Annotated in this window: 11 protein-coding genes; 8 read left to right on the forward strand and 3 right to left on the reverse strand. The window is 46.1% G+C overall.

Going from position 1 to position 20,378, the window contains the following annotated elements; translation table 11 throughout:
* Positions 1–86 precede the first annotated feature (86 nt).
* The 3 genes from pilB to nadC form a co-directional block, all read right to left on the reverse strand.
* The gene (gene pilB, locus FW758_RS14275) at positions 87–1,799 is read right to left on the reverse strand and encodes a type IV-A pilus assembly ATPase PilB (protein ID WP_446445734.1); all 1,713 of its coding nucleotides are present in this window, start codon (positions 1,797–1,799) and stop codon (positions 87–89) included.
* Positions 1,800–1,877: 78 nt separating this feature from the next.
* The gene (locus FW758_RS14280) at positions 1,878–2,306 is read right to left on the reverse strand and encodes a pilin (protein WP_446445735.1); all 429 of its coding nucleotides are present in this window, start codon (positions 2,304–2,306) and stop codon (positions 1,878–1,880) included.
* A 759-nt stretch (positions 2,307–3,065) separates the two neighbouring features.
* On the reverse strand, positions 3,066–3,947 hold the full coding sequence (nadC, locus tag FW758_RS14285; RefSeq protein ID WP_226058331.1) for a carboxylating nicotinate-nucleotide diphosphorylase: 882 nt from the start codon (positions 3,945–3,947) through the stop codon (positions 3,066–3,068).
* 270 nt (positions 3,948–4,217) lie between these two features.
* On the opposite strand from nadC, the gene ampD reads away from it, so the two are divergent.
* From ampD to FW758_RS14325, 8 genes are all read left to right on the forward strand, one after another.
* Positions 4,218–4,781: a 1,6-anhydro-N-acetylmuramyl-L-alanine amidase AmpD gene (gene ampD, locus FW758_RS14290; RefSeq protein WP_446445736.1), complete on the forward strand. Its 564-nt coding sequence runs from the start codon at positions 4,218–4,220 to the stop codon at positions 4,779–4,781.
* Positions 4,782–4,850: 69 nt separating this feature from the next.
* The gene (gene ampE / locus FW758_RS14295; protein ID WP_006083346.1) at positions 4,851–5,702 is read left to right on the forward strand and encodes a beta-lactamase regulator AmpE; all 852 of its coding nucleotides are present in this window, start codon (positions 4,851–4,853) and stop codon (positions 5,700–5,702) included.
* A gap of 239 nt (positions 5,703–5,941) precedes the next feature.
* The gene (pdhR, locus tag FW758_RS14300; RefSeq protein ID WP_006083345.1) at positions 5,942–6,694 is read left to right on the forward strand and encodes a pyruvate dehydrogenase complex transcriptional repressor PdhR; all 753 of its coding nucleotides are present in this window, start codon (positions 5,942–5,944) and stop codon (positions 6,692–6,694) included.
* A gap of 81 nt (positions 6,695–6,775) precedes the next feature.
* Complete coding sequence (gene aceE, locus FW758_RS14305; protein WP_006083344.1) at positions 6,776–9,442, forward strand: pyruvate dehydrogenase (acetyl-transferring), homodimeric type; 2,667 nt, start codon at positions 6,776–6,778, stop codon at positions 9,440–9,442.
* A gap of 12 nt (positions 9,443–9,454) precedes the next feature.
* Positions 9,455–11,479 (forward strand): dihydrolipoyllysine-residue acetyltransferase, encoded by a 2,025-nt coding sequence (aceF, locus tag FW758_RS14310; RefSeq protein WP_446445737.1) that lies wholly within the window; start codon positions 9,455–9,457, stop codon positions 11,477–11,479.
* 147 nt (positions 11,480–11,626) lie between these two features.
* Positions 11,627–13,054: a dihydrolipoyl dehydrogenase gene (gene lpdA / locus FW758_RS14315; protein WP_006084361.1), complete on the forward strand. Its 1,428-nt coding sequence runs from the start codon at positions 11,627–11,629 to the stop codon at positions 13,052–13,054.
* Positions 13,055–13,193: 139 nt separating this feature from the next.
* Positions 13,194–17,666 (forward strand): EAL domain-containing protein, encoded by a 4,473-nt coding sequence (locus FW758_RS14320; RefSeq protein WP_446445738.1) that lies wholly within the window; start codon positions 13,194–13,196, stop codon positions 17,664–17,666.
* A 296-nt stretch (positions 17,667–17,962) separates the two neighbouring features.
* Positions 17,963–20,179 carry a patatin-like phospholipase family protein gene (locus tag FW758_RS14325; protein ID WP_446445739.1) on the forward strand — a complete coding sequence of 739 codons (2,217 nt, stop codon included), beginning with the start codon at positions 17,963–17,965 and terminating at the stop codon, positions 20,177–20,179.
* The last annotated feature ends 199 nt before the right edge of the window (positions 20,180–20,378 follow it).

Consider the following 20,378-nt stretch of genomic DNA (forward strand, 5'->3'; position numbering starts at 1 on the left):
TAGTTTGGACTCTAAGATTCAAATATACGAGTAATAATGCGCTATTGCCTGAATTTTAGACGTAACTTTAGACATAAAGATTGGATTTAGCCAAAACTGGTTACGCGATTGACTTCTGCAATGCTAGTGACGCCATGGATCACTTTCAATAACCCTGATTGCCGTAAATCTCGCATTCCTTGCGCTTTAGCCTGTGAAGCGATTTGTAATGAGTTACCACCTTCCATAATAGTACGCGCAATTTCGTCAGACATCTTCATCACTTCATAAATGCCAACCCGTCCCTTGTAGCCCGCGGAGCAATGCTCACAGCCAACAGGTTTAAAGGTAGTAAAGCCCTGAGTAATTTGTGCTTGTGTAAAGCCTAGGCGCAGTAGCTCATGTTCTGGTATCACTTCAGCTTGTTTACATTCGGGGCAGAGGCGACGCGCTAAGCGCTGGGCAATAATCAGGTTTACTGAACTGGCGATATTATAACCAGGCACGCCCATGTTGATTAAACGGGTTAAGGTTTCGGCTGCTGAGTTAGTGTGCAAGGTCGATAACACTAAGTGACCCGTTTGTGCCGCTTTAATGGCAATTTCGGCCGTTTCAAGATCGCGGATTTCCCCCACCATCACCACATCGGGGTCTTGACGTAGAAATGAACGTAAAGCGGATGCGAAGGTTAGCCCTGCCTTTAAATTAATGTGAACTTGGTTTACACCCTCAAGGTTAATCTCAACCGGATCTTCTGCGGTAGAAATATTACGCTCTTCGGTATTGAGAATATTTAACCCAGTATAAAGGGAGACGGTCTTACCTGAGCCTGTTGGACCTGTCACTAGAATCATACCTTGGGGTTTTGCTAGCATCTCAAGATAGAGTTTTTCTTGATCGGGCTCGTAGCCGAGCTTTTCAATGCCTAATTGCGCAGAGGATGAGTCCAAAATCCGCATTACAATCTTTTCGCCCCACAGGGTCGGCAGGGTACTAACTCGAAAGTCGATAGACTTAGTGCGGGACAGTTTCATCTTAATTCGACCATCCTGTGGCACGCGCCGTTCGGCGATATCGAGTTTCGACATCACTTTTAATCGTGCTGATAAACGGCCTGCGAGACTAACAGGAGGCTCTGAGACTTCGTGGAGAATACCATCGATACGAAAACGAATACGGTAGCGCTTCTCATAGGGTTCAAAATGTAAGTCCGACGCGCCCTTACGGATGGCATCTGTCAATATTTTATTGATATAGATGACTATAGGCGCATCGTCGCTCGCCTCGCTTGCAGGCAGATCGCTACGATTATCTGTATCAGATATTTCTATGGCTGCAAGTGCCGCTTCATCCATGCCGCCTAAATCAAGGCCACTGATATCTTCTTCGAGAATTTTATCTAGCGCCTTAGCGAGTTTATCTTCTTCAACCAGAATGGCTTCTGCATGAAGGCCTGCACTAAATTGGAAGTCTTCAAGGGCTGCAATATTGGTCGGGTCGGATGTGCCTATATAGAGGCGATTTCCACGTTTAAATAAGGGTAAGCAGCGATGTTTTTCAATGAGTTTCTTATTGAGGAAATCTTCAGGAATGGAGGCAAGATCAAACTCATTAAGGTCTAGCAATGGTGTGCCGTATTCTTCATAGCACAGTTCGGCAATCGCGCGAGCAGAGACCAGCTTACTTTGTACTAAAGTACTAACAAGGGCATGTTTATTCTGACGGGATTTAGTGATGGCGTTAGCCATCTGCTCTTCATTTAGCAGACCTTTACGGATAAAAAGGGTCGATAAACCTAAATGAAGGCTAGTTGTGGGCATTTTGTTAACTCGAATAGTCAAGCAGATAATTTATATGGCAGTATAAAAACTGCCATATAAATCTGATAATATTTTATATTATAGACCAGCACCTTTTTGGCACTGTAAAGCGGTAGCTTTGCCTGTAGCATTAGCTGAAGCAGCATAAGACAAACCGCCATCAGCCGATATGCTTGCTGTTACTATACAAGTGCCATCATCATATTTTAATGACGTTAGCGCCGCTTCTGCTACAGCTGGAGTTGCAGTAACTTTTGTATTAGCGGTAATTTCAGAACCAAGACTAGTACAACCTACTCCAGTTTGTATGCATGCTTGTGCTTTGGTTACGTATCCAGCAAGACCTTTCATTGCTGCGCCACCATGAGATGTTGCAACATATTCACGATAGGCAGGCAGTGCTACAGCAGCTAAAATACCGATAATGGCAACTACGATCATTAGTTCGATCAGAGTAAAACCCTGAGCTTGTTTATTTAATGCTTTGTTTAAATTCATGGCCTTCATTTTTCTCTCCAGCTAACTATTTAGTGACTTGTTATGGTTGTATAGAGCGTTAAGCCTAAACGCTGTTTTACCCTATAAATTGTGTTATCTCGACAAACTTTATTACTTATTTATGTTAATTAAATCAATGTTATGACCTATGCAACATTAACAGTACACCGATGATCTTGAATGACCGATGTGTAATGACTCATGCTGATTTATTCCAACTTTGCTAAGCTAATATCAAGTTAGCACTAGCTTGAATAAATCATTTCGGTAACCGCACCTTAGGCTAATGCCCCTCAAAATTGTGCTCCTCAAAAATGCAAATCAGAGTGCTTTGACAGACATTCCAGTGCTGACCTTAGGTGAGGTTGACCAAACGGCCATCTCGCCTGTGTAAAAGTTAGTACAAAGTTAAGATAAAAGAAACAACTTTTAAGTATAAAGTACTAATAAAGTGTCATTTTTGTATAAAAAACTGGCTTGTTGGTATGTTAGGTTATAACAAACTTTTGACATTATCAGTTTGACTGGCACTTAAGCTGGCCGAGTCAAATTGCTGGCATGTTAGCGTGATATGACTAGGGTTGATGGTGATGGTGATGGTGATGGTGATGGTGATGGTGATGGTGATGGTGCGGATGTATAGTGACAGGCACAACTTAGGGGCTAGCCTAGTGGAACTCAGAAGAAATGTATCGCTTTATAATAGGTTGAAAGTGAAACGTTCTGAGGTGCTTTCAGCGAACGTTTCACCTTCTAGGGAATGAGTGTTTAAGCTTTCAATCTAAGCGACAAGTCTAGGGCGCGAACATGCTTAGTGAGTGCGCCAACTGAGATATAGTCGACACCAGTTTTAGCAAATTCGGCTAAAGTGTCTAAGGTGACATTGCCGGAGACTTCAAGCTTAGCGCCGGCGCCTTTCGCTTTATATTGATTGTTCATTTCAACCGCTTCGACCATTTTAGTGATGTCGAAGTTATCTAACATGATGATATCTGTGCCAGAGTCGAGTGCTAAGGCGAGCTCTTCGAGTGATTCCACTTCGACTTCAACGGGTTTGTTCGGGTACAAGCTGCGGGCGGTATCTACGGCTTGGCGAATGCCACCACAGGCCATAATGTGGTTTTCTTTAATCAAAAATGCATCATATAAGCCAATGCGGTGGTTTTTGCCGCCGCCGCAGGTGACAGCATATTTCTGGGCGGTGCGCAGGCCTGGAATGGTTTTGCGAGTATCTAATAGGCGAGTGTGAGTGCCCACTAGTTTATCGACATAATGCTTAGTTAAGGTCGCAACGCCAGACAGGGTTTGGATAAAATTCATTGCCGTGCGTTCGCCGGTGAGAATCGTGCGCGCTGGGCCCGATAGTTCACACAGTAACTGGTTAGGTAATACCAGATCGCCATCATCCACATGCCAATGCAGTGCGACTTCCCCACCGAGTTGATTAAAAACCTGCTCTGCCCATGCTTTTCCACAAAAAACGCCTTCTTCACGGGTAATAAGGGTGGCTTCAGCGTACTTATCAGCAGGGATCAACATTGCTGTGATATCACCATAAGCGATGGCCTTGGTTTGATCGTTGATTTCGGTGCCACCTAAGTCTTCACTGAGGGCGGATTTTACTGACTGGCGAATATCGTTTTCTAACATGAGCGGGGTCCTTGCATTCTTTAATTACTGACGACCTACTGGCATCTTAGGTTAAGATTACCACGGCCTTAGGTCTCACGGAACAGCTTGGAAGATTGTCCTGCAGGACTCAACCTCTGGCTTATTTAAGTTGGGAGTGAATGGCTTGCTCCATGATCTCAATATTAAAAGATGATGAGGTCAGTCAGTTCCGTGTGCTGGGTTTCTTCTTTGCTTGGCTGAATACTGTTAGAGTAACTCAGTTTATGTGGCATAGAGGATAAGCTCATAATGCGGTTTGAATTGGGTTGGTGTGAGGGTGCAAGGCGTTGTGAGTCACCACATTTTAATCAACGTCCCTTGGGTGAAGTGAGTTTGTTGGTGATCCACAATATTAGCCTGCCAGCAGGTTGCTTTGGATTACCTTATATTGATCAATTATTTCAAGGGTGCTTAGATACCAATGCCGATGCCAGTTTTGCACAGCTGCTGGGCTTGGAAGTCTCGGCGCACTTTTTGATCCGCCGTAATGGCGAGCGTGTGCAGTACGTGAGTTGTAACGACAGGGCTTGGCATGCTGGGGTGTCTCGTTATGGCGAAAGAGAGAATTGTAATGATTTCTCCATTGGTATTGAGCTGGAAGGCACAGATACTGAACCTTACACGCCTGAGCAATATCAGTCACTGGTAGCGTTGACGCAAGCACTGTTGGCTGAGTATCCATCGCTGAGTACCGAACGAATTGTGGGTCATTGTGATATTGCGCCAATGCGCAAAACAGACCCTGGGCAAAGTTTTGATTGGGAAAGATATTTAGGGAAGCTAAAGGAATATACTCAGGCGTTGCGCTCTTAGGTTTTTGGATTTTAGACGTATTTCACACAAACCTAGACTATTTATGGACAAATTATAGAGGTACAGCCCATGGCATTATTTTCACTCTTGGTCGCCATTTTAGTGGAGCGACTTAAATTTCTTCCTTCATCATGGCAATTTGATCGTTTACTGCAATCCTACCAAACGACGTTTTTTGGTGATAAAGCCTCACTGACGAGCGTTATGATGGCGCTGGCGTTAGTGCTGCCAGCCTTGTTGGTGTATGTATTGTCTTGGTTAGTGGCGGGGATGTTTTGGGGCTTATTAAGTTTAGCGCTATGGATTGTCGTAGCGGTGGTTTGTTTTAACCATCAGAAACAGCGTGATATTTTCAAGAAATATATGCAAGCGGCTTGTCGTTCTGACGTCCAAGCTTGTTACCATTATGCCGCTGAGCTCGATTGTAGCGAGTGTTTGGATGCAGTATCCGAGAAAGACCTTGGCGCCAAAGTGGGTCAAAGTGTCGCTTGGATTAACTATCGTTATTACGGCGCCGTTGCTTTGTTCTTCATTTTTCTGGGGCCAGTCGGTGCTGTGTTGTATTGCACTGTACGTTTTTATGCCGAAGAAAATGCCCGTAAATCCCTTGAGCTGCCATTAGTCAACGAAGTGATTAGCGTGTTGGATTGGTTACCTAGCCGCATCTTTGCCTTTGGTTATGCGTTAAGTGGCCAATTTAGCGAAGGGTTAGCTGCGTGGCGCCATCATGGTTTGACCATAAATACCAGTGCTCGCACTGTCGTTGTTGAGACGGCATTGGCAGCGCAACCTTTACCTGAGGTCGCGAGTGCACCTATATGTGTACAGTCAACCTTGGCATTATTAGTACTGAGTAAACGCAACTTTACACTTATCGTCGCGGTACTGTCACTGCTGACCATTTTTGGATTGGTGAGTTAAGTAATATCAGCGTCACAGCGATAGCTGAATTTGGCAGTCTGAGCTGAGATAGCTCAGCGCTGTCAAATGGTCTGACCCCATAGACATTTTTTTCCGCTATGCTCTCTCTTCGTGAGTGCTTTCGATCGAGATCGCTTTTAAGGAGTGATCTTCAATCTGGACATCAAAACGCTGATTTGATAAAGTGCGCTCACTCAAAAAAATTGGTAAGACCAATTTACAACGGAGCTGAGCGCCTGATGGCCTATAGTAAAATTAATCAGCCAAAAATTTCTGATGTGATCATGGCTCAATTAGAGCAGATGATCTTAGAGGGCAGTTTGCAGCCCGGTCAGAAGTTACCGCCTGAACGCGAACTGGCGATCCAGTTTGAAGTGTCTCGACCTTCTTTGCGTGAAGCTATCCAAAAGCTTGAGGCAAAAGGACTGTTAATGCGCCGCCAAGGCGGTGGTACTTATGTCAAAGAGCAACTCTGGCAGAGTCTTGCCGATCCTATCGTTGAACTTATGAATTCTGATCCAGAGAGTCAATACGACTTGCTGGAGTTCCGTCATGCTACCGAAGGCATGATGGCTTATTTTGCGGCGCTGCGTGGTACTGACGCCGATATGCAAAATATCAAACGTATGATCCTCGAGGTGGAAGCCGCCACCGATATCGAAAAACAAGCCGCCGCCATTGTGCGCTTTTATCGTGCCGTTGCCGAAGCGTCACATAACGTGGCTATGTTACACCTCGTTCTCAGTTTAACCCCTGTGCTGCATCAAAATGTGGCGCAAAACTTGGAGCTTTTAAGCCGCCGCGAAGAAGCTTCTACTATGGCTAACGATCACAGACGGGCCTTGCTCGCTGCCATCGTTCGTCGTGATCCCGAAGCCGCCAGAGAAGCCTCGAATGAACACTTAAGTTACATCGAAGAGGTGATGTTATCTGTGCGGGAAGAAGATAGCCGGTTGCAGCGAAGCTTGCGCCGTTTAAAGAGTGGCGCTTAAGTTCTGTAGTTTAGCTGCCTGCTAAATCGGAATATGCCGCAAACACCATTCATTATCATGTATATAGAGAAGGACAGTGTCATGTCTGAAGATATGCTACAAGACGTAGATCCATTAGAGACTCAGGAATGGGTTGATGCCCTGCAAGCCGTGTTGGAACAGGAAGGCCCAGAGCGCGCGCATTTTTTACTAGAGAAGCTGATCGATAAAGCGCGTCGTAATGGCACTCACTTGCCTTACAATGCCACAACGGCTTACTTGAACACTATCCCAGCGGGTCAAGAGCCTCACATGCCTGGCAACCAAGAGATGGAACGTCGCATTCGCGCCATCATCCGTTGGAACGCTTTGGCTATGGTTCTGCGTGGTTCTAAGAAAGATTTAGAGTTGGGCGGCCATATCTCAAGTTTCGCTTCAAGCGCGACTATCTATGACGTATGTTTTAACCACTTCTTCCGTGCACCGAATGAAAAAGACGGTGGCGATCTCGTGTATTTCCAAGGCCATATCGCCCCTGGTATTTATGCGCGTTCATTCCTAGAAGGTCGTTTAAGCGAAGAGCAACTGGCTAACTTCCGTCAAGAAGTGGATGGCAAGGGTCTGTCTTCATACCCACATCCAAAATTGATGCCGGATTACTGGCAGTTCCCAACGGTTTCTATGGGCTTAGGTCCAATTCAAGCCATCTATCAAGCCCGTTTCCTGAAATATCTGACTGACCGCGGTCTGAAAGATTGTTCAGCACAAACTGTTTACTGTTTCTTAGGTGACGGTGAGTGTGACGAGCCAGAAGCCTTAGGCGCGATCGGTTTAGCGGCCCGTGAAGAATTAGATAACTTAGTCTTCATTGTTAACTGTAACTTACAGCGTCTTGATGGCCCTGTACGTGGTAACGGTAAGATCATCCAAGAACTTGAAGGCGAATTCCGCGGCGCAGGCTGGGAAGTTGTTAAAGTGATTTGGGGTCGTTACTGGGATCCATTATTGGCCCGTGACACCAGCGGTAAACTGCTGCAGTTAATGGAAGAAACCGTTGACGGTGAATACCAAAACTGTAAAGCCAAAGGTGGCGCTTATACACGCGAACACTTCTTTGGTAAGTATCCTGAAACAGCCGAAATGGTTGCTAACATGTCAGATGATGACATTTGGCGCTTAAACCGCGGCGGTCATGATCCAGTTAAAGTTTACGCTGCACTGGAACATGCACAAAAAACCAAAGGCCGTCCAACGGTTATCTTAGCTAAAACCGTTAAAGGTTACGGCTTAGGTGATGCGGGTGAAGGTAAAAACATCGCGCACAACGTGAAGAAGATGGGCGTTGAGTCTATCCGTTACTTCCGCGATCGTTTCAATATCCCAATTCCTGATGACCAGTTAGAAGATCTGCCTTTCTATCACCCAGGTCCAGATTCTGAAGAAGTGAAGTACATGATGAGCCGTCGTGAAGCGCTGCATGGTAGCGTGCCACAACGTCGTCAAAAGTTCACTGAAGAGATGGAAGTGCCGTCACTGAAGATTTTCGATTCGATTTTACAGGGCTCAAACGGCCGTGAAATTTCATCGACTATGGCGTTCGTTCGCGTGCTGACAGCATTGCTGAAAGACAAGAAAATTGGCAAAAACATTGTGCCAATTATTCCTGACGAAGCCCGTACTTTCGGTATGGAAGGTCTGTTCCGTCAAGTGGGTATTTATGCTCACGAAGGCCAAAAATACGTACCGCAAGACTCTGACCAAGTGGCTTATTATCGTGAAGATAAAACCGGTCAAGTATTGCAAGAAGGGATTAACGAACTCGGTGCTATGTCTTCATGGGTATCGGCAGCGACAAGCTACTCTGTCAACGATACACCTATGATCCCGTTCTACATCTACTACTCAATGTTCGGTTTCCAACGTATTGGCGACATGGCTTGGGCAGCGGGTGATATGCGTGCTCGTGGTTTCTTAGTCGGTGGTACTTCAGGTCGTACAACGCTTAACGGCGAAGGTTTACAGCATCAAGATGGTCACAGCCACGTATTGGCGAACACTATCCCTAACTGTATTTCTTACGATCCAACCTACGGCTACGAAATTGCCGTTGTGGTACAAGATGGTATCCGTCGTATGTACGGCGAGAATCAAGAAGATATCTTCTACTACTTGACCACAATGAACGAAAACTATGAGCAACCAGCCATGCCAGAAGGCGCGGAAGTGGGCATAGTGAAAGGTATCTATAAGTTAGAAACGGTTGCGGGCTCAGGTAAAGGCAAAGTTCAGTTAATGAGCTGTGGCACTATCCTTGAACAAACCCGTAAAGCGGCGCAAGCACTGGCGAAAGACTTCGGTATTACTGCCGACGTATTTAGCGTAACTAGCTTCAACGAATTGACTCGCGATGGTCAAGCCGCTGAACGTTGGAACATGCTGCACCCAACCGAAACGCCAAAACAAGCCTATATCAGCCAAGTGATTTCAAGTGATGCACCTGCAATCGTAGCGACTGACTATATGAAGATTTACGGCGAACAGTTACGTGCTTATATTCCTACCGATTACAAAGTGTTAGGTACTGACGGTTTCGGTCGTTCAGACAGCCGCGAGAATCTGCGTCACCACTTCGAAGTGGACGCTAAGTTCATCGTTATTGCGGCACTGAAATCACTGGTTGATCGCAAAGAGCTGCCTGTCGATGTGTTAGCAAAAGCCATTAAAGAATATGGTATCGACGCTGACAAGATCAATCCACAGTACGCGTAAGAGGCAATAAAAATGGCTGAATTAAAAGAAGTTTTTGTTCCTGATATCGGCGGCGATGAAGTGCAAGTGATCGAAATTTGTGTGGCTGTGGGTGATACCCTAGCGGCAGAAGAATCGATTCTTACCGTCGAAAGCGACAAGGCGACTATGGATATTCCAGCGCCTTTCGCCGGTGTTTTAGCCGAATTGAAAGTGGCTGTGGGCGATAAAGTATCTGAAGGTACTTTGATTGCTATGATGCAAGCAGCGGGCGCGGCAGCTGCCGCTCCGGCTCCAGTTGCAGCACCCGCTCAGGCGGCACCAGCATCTGCACCAGTTCAAGCGGCTCCTGCCCCTGCCCCTGTGGCTGCTGCTCCTGCGACGGGCGCAACCAAAGTGGTTGAAGTGACTGTGCCTGATATCGGTGGCGACACAGATGTATCGGTTATCGAAGTCCTGGTTGCTGTCGGTGACAAGATTGAAGTTGATAGCGGTTTAATTACCCTAGAAACAGACAAAGCGACCATGGACGTGCCATCACCTTTCGCGGGTGTGGTTAAAGACGTTAAAGTCGCAGTTGGCGATAAAGTGTCGCAAGGCTCTTTAGTCATCATGCTTGAAGTTGGCGGCGCTGCACCTGCTGTGGCTCCAAGCGTTAGCGCGCCAGCTGCAACTGTTGCTGCCCAAGCGGCTCCTGCCGCTATGGTAGCGCCAGTGGCCGCAGCACCTGCTGCACCAGCGGCAAGTGTGGTTGCGGTAAAAGAAATTCAAGTGCCTGATATTGGCGATGCCAGCAATGTCGATGTGATCGAAGTGCTCGTGTCAGTCGGTGATGAAATCACTGCTGACCAAGGTTTGATTACCCTTGAAACTGACAAAGCCACCATGGAAGTACCAGCGCCATTCGCCGGTAAACTGCTGTCTTTGACGGTTAAAGTGGGTGACAAGGTTTCTCAAGGTAGCGTTATTGCGACGATTGAAACTGTGACTGCAGGTGCAGCTCCTGCACCTGTTGCTCAAGCGGCAGCTCCTGCTCCAGTGAGCGCGGCGCCCGTTGCAGCCCCAACACCTGCAAGCCGTCCTCCAGTACCACACCACCCTAGCGCAGGTACACCTGTGTCTACCGGTGCGGTACATGCGTCTCCTGCGGTACGTCGTTTAGCCCGTGAATTTGGTGTCGATTTGACCCAAGTGACAGGTTCTGGCCGTAAAGGTCGCATTATGAAAGAAGACGTTCAGGCGTATGTGAAATACGAACTGTCTCGTCCGAAAGCGACTGCGGCAACCTCTGTGGGTTCAGGTAACGGCGGCGGTCTGCAAGTGATTGCAGCACCTAAAGTTGATTTCAGTAAGTTTGGTGAAGTGGAAGAGATTCCATTAAGCCGTATCCAGAAGATTTCTGGCCCTAACTTACACCGCAACTGGGTAACTATTCCGCACGTGACTCAGTTCGATGAAGCTGATATCACTGAAATGGAAGAGTTCCGTAAGCAGCAAAACGATGTAGCGGCGAAGAAGAAAGCCGATTACAAGATCACGCCTTTAGTGTTTATGCTAAAAGCTGTGGCTAAAACGTTGCAACAGTTCCCAGTGTTCAACTCAAGCTTAAGTAGCGATGGCGAATCACTGATCCAGAAGAAGTATTTCCACATCGGTGTGGCGGTAGATACGCCAAACGGTTTGGTTGTGCCAGTCGTGCGTGACGTGGATAAGAAAGGCATTATCGAGTTATCTCGTGAACTGGCTGATATCTCTATCCGTGCCCGTGATGGCAAGCTGAAATCTGCTGACATGCAAGGTAGCTGTTTTACTATTTCTAGTTTAGGTGGCATTGGCGGTACAGCGTTTACGCCTATCGTTAACTACCCAGACGTGGCGATTTTAGGTGTGTCTAAATCTGAAATTAAGCCTAAGTGGAATGGTAAAGAGTTCGAACCTAAATTGATGTTGCCATTGTCGCTGTCATACGATCACCGCGTGATCGATGGTGCTATGGCTGCACGCTTTAGTGTGACGCTGTCAGGAATTCTGTCCGATATTCGTACTTTGGTTCTGTAAGCATATAAGGCTGCTCATCTTGAGTGGCCTTTTGTTTATTGTGATCAGTATCAAACACAGGTTAAAATGCGCCCACCTTACGCGCTGGCGCATTTTCGGTTGGCAGGATAGCTCCTCCAACGGATTGAATGAGAATTAGAGGAAAACATGAGTAACGAAATCAAAACTCAGGTAGTGGTATTAGGTGCAGGTCCTGCAGGTTATTCTGCGGCTTTCCGTGCAGCGGACTTAGGTCTAGAAACCATTATCGTTGAACGTTTTAGCACTTTAGGCGGCGTGTGTCTTAACGTGGGTTGTATCCCATCTAAAGCCCTATTACATGTTGCTAAAGTTATCGAAGAAGCCAAAGCCGTTGCTGCTCACGGTGTGGTTTTCGGCGAGCCAACTATCGATTTAGATAAGTTACGTGGCTTTAAAGAAAAAGTCATTGGCCAATTAACTGGCGGATTGGGCGGCATGTCCAAAATGCGTAAAGTTAACGTGGTTAACGGTTTTGGTAAATTCACTGGCCCTAACACGCTAGAAGTGACTGCTGAAGATGGCACTGTCAAAGTGGTTCAATTCGAGCAAGCTATCATTGCTGCGGGTTCTCGCCCAATCAAACTGCCATTCATTCCGCATGAAGATCCACGTATTTGGGATTCGACTGACGCATTAGAACTGAAAGAAGTTCCTGGCAAGCTGTTAGTGATGGGCGGCGGTATTATCGGCCTAGAAATGGGTACTGTGTACGCTTCTTTAGGCAGTGAAATCGACGTGGTTGAAATGTTCGACCAAGTGATCCCTGCAGCTGATAAAGATGTGGTTCGCGTATTCACTAAGCAAATCAAGAAGAAATTCAACCTGATCCTTGAAACTAAAGTCACAGCGGTAGAAGCCCGTGAAGACGGTATCTATGTTTCTATGGAAGGTAAGAGCGCACCAACTGAAGCTGTCCGTTACGATGCGGTATTAGTAGCAATTGGCCGTGCACCTAATGGTAAGTCGTTAGATGCTGAAAAAGCAGGTGTTAACGTTGATGAGCGTGGCTTTATCAAGGTTGATAAGCAATTACGTACTAACGTACCGCACATCTACGCTATTGGTGACATCGTTGGTCAACCAATGCTCGCTCACAAAGGCGTGCACGAAGGCCACGTAGCGGCAGAAGTGATCGCTGGCATGAAGCACTACTTCGATCCAAAAGTGATCCCATCAATTGCTTACACTGACCCAGAAGTCGCTTGGGTCGGTTTAACTGAGAAAGAAGCGAAAGAGCAAGGTATTGCTTACGAAACCGCAACTTTCCCATGGGCTGCAAGTGGCCGCGCTATCGCATCTGATGCGAGTGAAGGCATGACTAAACTGATTTTCGACAAAGACACTCATCGCGTAATCGGTGGTGCGATTGTTGGCGTTAACGGTGGCGAGCTGTTAGGCGAAATCGGTTTAGCGATTGAAATGGGTTGTGATGCTGAAGATTTAGCATTAACCATTCACGCTCACCCAACACTGCACGAATCAGTGGGCTTAGCCGCTGAAATGTACGAGGGTTCTATTACTGATTTGCCAAACCCAAAGGCAAAGAAAAAGTAATTTAGCTGTCGATTAAAAAAGCGCTCATTTGAGCGCTTTTTTATTGCCTGAATTTTTTTGTAACTTTTATGTAAACAAGCGGATGAATTGATAGGATTGAGCTGCTACAGTACAACTATGGTATGAAGTAAGCCGTCACATGCAAACAAAAATAATTAGAACAATTCTGACATGTTTCATCCTTTCTCTGACTTGCGTCCACTCTGCTTGGGCGGGCGGTTTTGTGCAGCGAGTTTTTACTGATAGGGACGGTTTAGCGGTCACCAGTATCCGAGGCTTGGCCTTAGATGATTACGGTTTTGTATGGGCCGCGACTGAGCAGGGCTTGTATCGAGTCAGTAATTCTAAGGTGCGGCGCATCGATAAAATCGGCACCGAATCGCGACTGTCAGATGACTTTTTAACCTCAGTAGTAAACATAGAACGTGACAAGTTATTGGTTAGCACCAACGCCGCAATTTACCTCTACGATATTGTCCAAAATCAATTTACCGCGTTTGGTTCTCCCTATTTATTCCCGCAGTTTCCCGGTGGTGCGCTGGTCTCGGCAGCCCGAAAGAATAGTAAAACATGGCGATTGTTAATTGATAATGGCCAGATTTATGAATTCTCCCCTTCAAAGTCCGAACTGCGCCTCATTACTCAGTTGCCAGTTAATCGCGATCTTCCTTGGCGCAAATTGCTGGTCATGCCTAACGGTCAAATGCTGGTCGCGGGAACCTTGCAATTAGAGTTGCTGGAGCAAAATGGCGAGCGAGTGTTCCAATACTCTTGGACCGAATCTATGGGCAGTATTCTCGATATGTTAGAGGATTCTCAGCATAGGATCTGGATTGCGACCGGACGCGGCGTTTATCAATTAGATCAAATTTCTAGGCAAATTATCCCCGTGCCAGAATTGCCCGATTGGAGCACAGTGATCATTGAGGATGCTAAAGGGGATCTGTGGTTTTCTAGTCGTATCGGCTTATTGAAATGGTCGCCCGAAACGCGGCAGATTGAAAACTATCAAAAAGAGTTGAAGGCTGAGGCCAACATGGAAACGCTGAAAGCCATGTTGTTTGATGATGCTGGCTTGATGTGGGTCGGAGGCTCAGGCGATGGATTGGCTTTATTGGCGTCACAGCCTGATTTCATCCTCGATACTTATACTGGCGATGAACCCTATCAACTGAGCGATGCCATGACTTGGTCAGTACATGCCAGTGATGAAGGGGTTTGGTTAGGTTCTTCCAGTTTAGATTTTATTGCAAAAGGCAGTAGCAAAGCGTTTAACGTGCCAATTGAGGGATTTAATCCCCATGAAAGTATTTACGATATCAGTGCGTTTGAGGGGCATTATTTACTGTTATCGACGACCAGCGGCCTCTTTGTTGTCGATAAAGACACTTTGCAAGGCAGTAGCTTTTCTAAATGGACTCACGGTAATGATGATTTTAAAAATAAGCTCATTTATAAAACCTATCGCGACCCTAAGCTGAAAGGACGTGTTTGGATTGCGACCACAACAGGGCTGTATTTTTGGGAAATGGGACTGTACGAACCTCAGCCCTTTGATATTGATAAGTCATCGAACAAGTTTGATGGCCCTAAGCGCCCCGTGATCCGCACTATTTATCGCACCTCCGACGGTCGTTTGTGGGTGGGCGGTAAAAAAGTCTTTGGTTACATCGACAGCCAAAATGAGTTTCATGATCAGCGGCAGTTGTTTAATGCTTTTGCTGCACAACCCACGGTCAGTCATATTGAAGAAATGTCACCTGGGGTGATCTGGTTTGGCTCCTATGAAAAAGGTTTATTTGAATACCATCAGCAAACGGGATCGTTAATTTCATTGACCTCCGAGTGGCAATTAAATTGTAGTTCAGTGTTTTTTATTCAAAAAACGCCCAAGTCTAATCTTGTGGGCTGCTCGGATTCTTTGGTGCGACAGGATATCCAAACGGGCGAGATTGCCATGTTTAATCAACTCGATGGTTTAATTTCCGATGAGATGAACGAAGGTGCCTATTTTTACTCACCTAAAACAGGCTTTTACTTAGGCACGCCCGAGGGCGTGATGCGACTTGATGTCGATAGGCTGGCCAATCGCATTACCGATGACCATGTGATGCTTGAATCTGTCTCTGTGTACTATAACAACACGACCGAAGTGTCCCTGTTGCCGAGTAACCTGATGACCATAAAACCCGAAGCCAATATGGTCAGTTTTCAAATCACTAACTTAGATTATCTCGATGATTCGCCCATCCAATTTAAATACCGATTACGCTCTCAAGATGAAGAGAGCAATTATGTGCTGCTTCAGGGGGAGTCGCAGATTAACCTCGCAGGTTTAGCTGCGGGTGGTTATGTTTTAGATATTTTAAGTCAGGTCAATGGAATATGGTCTGATAAACCTTTTAACTATCCCTTTTATGTTGAGCAGCATTGGTGGCTATCCCAAGGTTTTAAAGGCATTTTACTGCTGTTATTTTCTATTATTGCCTTAAGTCTTGCTTGGTATCGGCAACGTCAGATCAATACCTTTAAGCAGATGAATCAGGCATTAACTGAGAGTGATGACAGGCTAAGGCAATCTTTGCGCGGTAGTGACTCGGATCTCTGGGAATGGCATAAAAATACTCAGACATTTCATCTTGATAATCGCGGTGCCGTTCTCGGTACCCATGCCAATGAGATTGTTGTGAGCTTAGCAGAGTTGCCTGTGCATCCACAGGATAGGGAAAAAGCGCTCGCTCAGTGGGATAGCATGATATCGGGGGAGATAGACAGATTCGAAGCCGAATATCGCTATCAGCGCAAGGACGGTAATTGGGGCTGGTTAAGGGTAAGAGGGCGGCCCGTTGCCCGTAATAAGCACTCCAATGAGATTGAGCGGGTCGCGGGTATTTATAGTGATATTACCGTGCAACGCCAGTTAGAAGATGAAGTGAATTTACTGGCAAAAGCGTTTGGTAACACATCTGAAGGTGTACTGATTTTAGATGTCGAAGGCAGTATTCGCGTGGCGAATTACGCGGCACAGCAAATTATCGGCATCGATTCTGCTGATTTAGTAGGCCAATCTTTTACCCAATTTGTACAGATGAATGACGGTTTGGCATCGGAAATTAAGCAACTCCTCAGTGATAGCCAGTCTTGGACGGGCGAGCGTGAGTTAATTAACGCCAGTCAGCAACCTTGTCCTGTGTGGCTAAACGTATCTGTGATGCAAAGTGCCAACGGTAAAGTGACCCATTATGTGGTGGTATTCTCGGATATTACCGAACGTAAACGAACCGAAGCCGATTTACGCCGCCTAGCCAATTACGATGTACTTACGGGATTGCCAAACCGCTCCTTATTTTCTAGTCGCCTATTACAGTCTATTCAGGCCGCGCAGCAAACGGGCGAGAAATTGGCGCTATTGTTCTTGGATCTCGATAGATTTAAGCATGTTAATGACTCCTATGGTCATAGCATGGGCGATGCCTTACTGGTCGAAGCCTCAAGCCGACTACAATCCTGTATTGCTAGCGAGCATATGCTCTGCCGCTTTGGCGGCGATGAATTTGTGATTTTACTCAGAAATGCCAACAGCATTGATGATATCAACCACATTGCCGAGCGGCTGCTGGAACAAATCGTGGCGCCTTTTAAGTTATATGGCCGTGAGTTTTATATTTCGACCAGCATTGGCATCAGTATTTGGCCCGACGATGCGGTTCAGCCTGAAGCCTTTATCAAGAATGCCGATCTCGCTATGTACCACGCCAAAGAAGAAGGGCGGGGGAATTTCCAATATTATTCCTCTGAGCGTAATGCCCAAGCCCTCTATCATTTACGGCTTGAGGCCGATTTACGTAAAGCCATAGAGCGGCAAGAGTTCGAGCTTTATTACCAGCCGCAGATTGATATTTTACGTAACGATAAGCTCATTGGAATGGAAGTATTAATTCGCTGGAAACATCCGTTGGACGGCTTTATTCGTCCCGATATTTTCATCAAAGTCGCCGAGGCCTGCGGTTTAATTGTCGATATTGACCGCTGGGTATTAAGGCAGGCCTGTGTGCAGGGAGCCCATTGGGCGAAACGTTATGGCGCTACCTTTAAGTTGTCGGTTAATATTTCGGCGGTGCATTTCAGGCAGCCCGATTTTATTGAAGACATACAAAGAATTCTGCATGAAACCCAAATGCCGACAGCGTCTTTAGGCTTAGAAATCACTGAAGGCGTATTGATGAAAGAGCTGCACGTTGCTAAAGATCATCTCTCGCGATTGAAATCCTTGGGGATTGAAGTTGCCATTGATGACTTTGGGACGGGTTATTCTTCTCTGGCTTATTTACGCCATTTTGAGGTGAATACCTTAAAAATCGATCGCTCCTTCTTGATTGATATCGCCACCAATAAGGCCGATCAGGCGATTGTGAGCAGTATTATTGAATTAGCCCGTAACCTTAAATTAAATGTGGTTGCCGAAGGGATTGAGACGGTCGAGCAGTTAGAGCAAGTATTTAGCCGCGGCTGTTATATTATTCAAGGGTATTATTTTGCTAAGCCTATGTGCGTGGCTGATTTTGAACGCTATTTAGAAACAGATAACAGAGTCGTTGCTATTGAGCATTAAGCTAGACCATATAACCTATTATCGGCTCGTTTATGTTTGATCATGCGTCCTTGATATTTGTGCTGATTATTGGCGGTAATCAGCAAGATATAAACTTACGTCTGAGATTTAAATGACAAAATATTCAGCTATGATTGATATTTTGTTTCGTCATTTATTCAATTAAACTGCATCTGTTTGTGTAAATAGTACACAGTCTTATCACTAGTCGGTCCAGATAAAATATGACTGACGGTTAAATCGATAAGTTTGGTAATATAACTCGGATTTTTATCCCATAAAAAAGTAACCTCACCATGATGCGTCAACTACTCGCTTCTATTATTTTGTGTTTGTGCATGACTCCGTCGATGGCGGCAGAGCGCCTTAAAATTGGTGTCGTACTCAGTGGCGGCGGTGCTAAAGGCGCTGCCCATGTGGGGGTGCTCAAAATATTAGAAGAACATAACATCCCGGTCGATTACATCGCGGGCACCAGTATCGGTGCCTATGTCGCAGGCATGTACTCCTTGGGTTACAGCGCCAGCGAAGTCGAAGCGATCATGATGGGTGTTGATTGGGACAGTGGCTACTCGGATACTATCCCACGCAATATTTTGAGTTATAGGGATAAACAGTTACGCGATCGCTACAACATTCCACTGAACATTGGTTATAACGAAGGCCAAGTAAGGGCGCCAAGTGGGTTGCTGCGTGGTCAGACTATGTCGCAACTTCTGCGTCAGTCTACCGATCTAGTACAGCAATTTGGTAATTTCGATGATTTAGCTATTCCCTACCGCGCAGTGGCGACCGATTTAGAAACCAGCTTACCTGTGGTGATCAGTCACGGCAGTATGGTCAAAGCCATGCAAGCCTCTGCGACGGTTCCCGGTGCGCTGCAGCCCGCTCAAATTGAAGGTAAGTTATTGGTCGATGGGGGTATTGCCAACAACATGCCCGTCGATGTTGTTAAGGCCATGGGCGCCGATATTATTATTGCCGTCGATATTGGTTCACCTCTGGTCAAAAAAGATAAATTAGACAGCACTATTGCGGTGCTCGATCAGCTCTCCAACTTTTTAACCAATGCCAGCACCGAAAAACAAAAACTGCTGCTGACTGATAAGGATGTATTGATCCGTCCCGCGATCGACGCCCTCAGCACCACTGATTTCACTATCATGCCCTTGGCATTAACGCTCGGCAAAGAAGCCGCTAATGGACAGCTTGATAAGCTGAGCAGCATGAGCGTGAGCCCTGAGGAATATGCCGCCTACGTCGAGGCCAAACAAGCCAAAGGTAAGTTGTTAATGGCGGATGTGCGTCATTCCGTTAATGAAATTGTCTTCGATAACCAATCTAAGGTGAGTCTGAATCTCTTAACGGAAACCTTGAACATTAAACCTGGGCAAGCTGTGTCTAAGGACGAGCTTAATGAGGCGTTAAAGCGTATTTACTCCCTCAATAAGTTTGAGCGTGTCGATGCTGAGTTTGTCGAGGGTGAAGATGGCCGCGTACTGACTGTGACCACTAAAGCTAAGTCTTGGGGGCCAAATTATTTCCAACTGGGCTTTAACTGGGAGGATGATTTTAACTCTGAATCTGCCATCAGTTTTGACATGGCCTATACCATGACGGATTTGACCTTCAATGGAGGCGAATGGCGCAATGAAATCAAACTTGGTATGGAAAAGTTGTTTGCGACTGAGTTCTATCAGCCATTAGACAGAGACCAACAATTCTTTAGCCGCGCCCGTTATCAATACGATACCCGTAATTGGGACTTATACGATAACAACAATCGCCTGCTCACCTTTGACAAGAAAACCCACACCATCGAACTCGGGATCGGCTACAACTACACCTCGCAGGGCATGATTGAGCTGGGTTTAGTGGCGGAGAGGGGCGCAATAATTAATGATGCTTGGCTGTTAAGGGACTTAGATTTTAGCTCCTATGGGGCTTACTTTAGATTCGGCTACGACAGCTTAGACAGTATTAGTTTCCCGACGTCGGGTAACCGCGTGACCTTAAACGTCTATGTGCGTAATGAAGATTTCGATGACATTATCGACGATAACCAAAACGAATACAGTGTGCAGATAGAGGCCGACTGGAAGGGTGCCTTGAGTGTCGGCAATCATGCTTTTGTGGGTAAGGCATCGATTTCAACCAACGATAATGATGGGATGAATACACTGCATCTATCTGAACTGGGTGGATTTTTAAATCTATCTGGCTACCATAAAGACTCACTGACTGGGGCGCATAAAGTCTTTGGCGCCTTTGTTTATCAATATGATCTCGGGCGTGATGCGCTCGGAATGACAGATTATCCTTTGTATCTAGGTTGGAGTTTGGAAGCGGGCAATGTCTGGGATGAACGCTCTGAAGTCACGCTCACCGATTTGATTTATGCATCGAGTCTCTACATTGGTACTGATACTTCCATGGGGCCTGCGGCAATCGGCTTTGGGATCACAGATCTTGGCGATAAGTCCTTCTATTTATTTGTGGGTAAAAACTTCTAGCGAGTGATGCATGTGAGGTCTTGAGGGCATGACTGAGGTTGTGCCCTTATTTTTTGTGCGATGAAAATCCTAAACGGCCTTGATGGCATAGTGCCTGAATCGGTTCGCGCGACGCTAAAGTGTCATATCCTTTTACAAAATCTTACTACTGTGAGGCGTAGCAAGATGCTAAGGTTTTGCGGGAAAAATAATAACTCTT

The sequence above is a fragment of the Shewanella sp. 1180_01 genome, assembly GCF_052850535.1.

Bases quoted from the DNA above. Each gene is read 5' to 3' on its own strand.
- aceE (WP_006083344.1), top strand. From the start codon at position 6,776: ATGTCTGAAGATATGCTACAAGACGTAGATCCATTAGAGACTCAGGAA.
- pilB (WP_446445734.1), bottom strand. From the start codon at position 1,799: ATGCCCACAACTAGCCTTCATTTAGGTTTATCGACCCTTTTTATCCGT.
- ampD (WP_446445736.1), top strand. From the start codon at position 4,218: ATGCGGTTTGAATTGGGTTGGTGTGAGGGTGCAAGGCGTTGTGAGTCA.
- FW758_RS14280 (WP_446445735.1), bottom strand. From the start codon at position 2,306: ATGAAGGCCATGAATTTAAACAAAGCATTAAATAAACAAGCTCAGGGT.
- ampE (WP_006083346.1), top strand. From the start codon at position 4,851: ATGGCATTATTTTCACTCTTGGTCGCCATTTTAGTGGAGCGACTTAAA.
- pdhR (WP_006083345.1), top strand. From the start codon at position 5,942: ATGGCCTATAGTAAAATTAATCAGCCAAAAATTTCTGATGTGATCATG.
- lpdA (WP_006084361.1), top strand. From the start codon at position 11,627: ATGAGTAACGAAATCAAAACTCAGGTAGTGGTATTAGGTGCAGGTCCT.
- nadC (WP_226058331.1), bottom strand. From the start codon at position 3,947: ATGTTAGAAAACGATATTCGCCAGTCAGTAAAATCCGCCCTCAGTGAA.
- FW758_RS14325 (WP_446445739.1), top strand. From the start codon at position 17,963: ATGATGCGTCAACTACTCGCTTCTATTATTTTGTGTTTGTGCATGACT.
- FW758_RS14320 (WP_446445738.1), top strand. From the start codon at position 13,194: ATGCAAACAAAAATAATTAGAACAATTCTGACATGTTTCATCCTTTCT.
- aceF (WP_446445737.1), top strand. From the start codon at position 9,455: ATGGCTGAATTAAAAGAAGTTTTTGTTCCTGATATCGGCGGCGATGAA.